At 42.7% G+C, this 2240-nt stretch carries 3 protein-coding genes; 1 reads left to right on the top strand and 2 read right to left on the bottom strand.

Annotated features, from left to right (window positions below; all coding sequences use genetic code 11):
• A partial coding sequence (locus H6G97_RS50200; protein ID WP_338422033.1) for a nuclease A inhibitor family protein occupies positions 1–222 on the bottom strand: 222 nt, incomplete at its 3' end.
• A 258-nt stretch (positions 223–480) separates the two neighbouring features.
• Between H6G97_RS50200 and H6G97_RS54525 the strand changes: the two genes are divergently transcribed.
• A complete protein-coding gene (locus H6G97_RS54525; RefSeq protein ID WP_242056191.1) occupies positions 481–792 on the top strand; it encodes a hypothetical protein in 312 nt (103 codons plus the stop codon).
• 70 nt (positions 793–862) lie between these two features.
• Here the strand turns inward: H6G97_RS54525 and H6G97_RS50190 are convergent, their stop codons facing one another.
• A complete protein-coding gene (locus tag H6G97_RS50190; RefSeq protein WP_190947668.1) occupies positions 863–1984 on the bottom strand; it encodes a Gfo/Idh/MocA family protein in 1122 nt (373 codons plus the stop codon).
• Between the last annotated feature and the right edge of the window lie 256 nt (positions 1985–2240).

Below are 2240 nucleotides of genomic sequence, written 5' to 3'. Positions count from 1 at the left end.
GATATCAAGGTTTATCATTCCTATACGATAAACCTTGATGTCAGTGAGGTGATCCTTTAGTATTTTGACAAGTGATTTAAACTTTGGCACATTTTGTTTTTGTATTTCATCGTACCATTCTTTTTCCTCAGCACAGTTACGAAATATATAATCTAGTTCTACTTCTTCAATCGATGTTTCTAAAGAATGTCCTGTTAAGTGAAGAAGTTTTTGAGCGGAGATTTAACTGAATAGCCAATTGCTTATAAGCATAGTTCCTGGACTCCTTACCCATCGGCAGCGACAAGCTAATCGTCATTCATTTTTCCAGACTGACTCTCTCATGGTAAAGGCTTCAGTCCTGAGTTTATGTAACTTAAATGCTCATCACCTTATCTTCACAGGCATAACTTTCCGAGAGTTTCCCGGTAGAGTCTTTTGATTTTTGGGGAAGACTAATCCTACACGTTTTGCAGTTATTCAAGAAGCCTTTGTATCAGCGTGTTCTGCGTATCTACTTGTTCTGCTTTATTGTTGGTTGAAAATTCAGTTTTGGGTGAAGGAGTCAAAGCGCATGAGGGTGAAAGTTCCGCCACACCTGCCCCCAGTACTGAAAGATGGTCGCATGAGGCGATAGTTGCAAGGGCAAATATGCGACCGGAGCGGATGCAAAAACTCAAAGTTGCGGCTAATTCGGGGCAGAATCCGGGGTTGGCCTTCTTGCTCTCGTGTTGGGACGATGATCCGGCACTTGTCATCGCGGTCAAGAAGCTGTTGGTGAAGTATCCGCAGTGGAGGATTGCGATTGTGTAGGGTCGTTAGTTGAGTGGAATATTTAATAAAATGCAAATGACTGACTAATTTTTCTGAAAAGGAACAGGTTCTAAGACTTGCCAGAAGGTGGAGCAGCATTAATTAGCTCTGGTTTTTCCTCAGTAGCAGGATGTTCAATAGCTTGATCCAATGTCGGACGTGTGTCTCGATCAATATTTTTTATCCGTACAGGTTGACCTGTCCCAATTGAGCGATAGAGTGCTTGAATAATCTGAACATCGTTTAATCCTTCTGTCCCGGATGGCTCTGGGTCTTTATCTTGTAAAATGCAATCTGAGAAGTACGTAAATTCAGCTGCTAGTTGGTCGTGGGCAGGAAAGGTGCGTTCTTGAGTTTCACCATCAATTGTCAAGTAGTGCTTCAAATCTCCATGCCAGGTATAGGCAGATTCTACCCGCAAGTCACCTTTGGTTCCTACAACTTGATAGGTAGAAACCTTTGCTCCTCCAAAGCTACAGGTAAATGTTGCGAGTCGCTCATTGGGAAAGCGTAAGGTGGCAGTAGCCATTTCTTCAACTTCGCTGAAGCGTTGTTCTTCTTTACTGGCTGCTACGGCAAAGACTTCGGTTGGTTCGTCTTGAAATAAATATCGTACAGCGTTAATACAGTAGATGCCAATATCATACAGTGTCCCACCACCTGTAACATCTCGTAAACGAATGTTACCTTCTTCTACTTGCTGAGTAAAAACTGAATTGAAAATCCGCGGTTCACCAATTTGCTGCGAGCGCAAAATTTCGACTGCTTCTAAGTTTGCTGGCTCTAAGTGTAAACGATAGGCAATCATCAACTTTACACCGTTGTCATTGGCAGCTTTAATCATGGCCTCGCACTCTTGTTCAGTCACGGCCATCGGCTTTTCACACAGCACATGAATTGCCTGATTAGCTGCCCGCACAGTGTACTCGCAATGTAGGTGATTAGGCAGTGCAATATAAACTGCATCAACCTCTCCGCTTGTAAGACAGTCCTCGTACTCTTCATAGGAATAAGTACGTTGAATGCCATATTGTTTACTCAGTTCTTCTCGCTTAGTAGGGTCATCAGAAACTAGCGCAACTACTTCAGAGTTTTCCGCAGGGGCAAATGCAGGCAAGGCGGCTTCTTGAGCAAACCAACCTAAACCCACGATGGCGTAGCGAATTTTACGCTTTTCATTTGTAGCTGCCATTTCTAGACCTCTCAATCAAGAACTCGTTTTTAAACATCGCTCTTTTACTATGATGAAGTTCTTCAGCTATTCCATCTTGCCGATGAGAGAGACTTTAATCATACTTATGAAATACATGATCAAATAAAAAACAAGCTTTTGATCAATACCTTAGCCAAAAGAAGAGGGTGAAGAGATAGGGCGCTCTGTAGTAGAGTTATTGTCTACCACAACGACAACTCAAACGCTACAATTCGCCCATGTTCGATATCCTATC

Source organism: Nostoc flagelliforme FACHB-838, assembly GCF_014698065.1.
In the GTDB taxonomy this organism is placed as follows: Bacteria; Cyanobacteriota; Cyanobacteriia; order Cyanobacteriales; family Nostocaceae; genus Nostoc; species Nostoc flagelliforme_B.
The sequence above is the reverse complement of the archived record's forward strand: the minus strand, read 5'-3'. Positions and strand labels throughout refer to the sequence as shown.

What these genes read in the sequence shown, in the direction of transcription:
- H6G97_RS50190 (WP_190947668.1), bottom strand. Translation starts at nt 1,984, where the DNA reads ATGGCAGCTACAAATGAAAAGCGTAAAATTCGCTACGCCATCGTGGGT.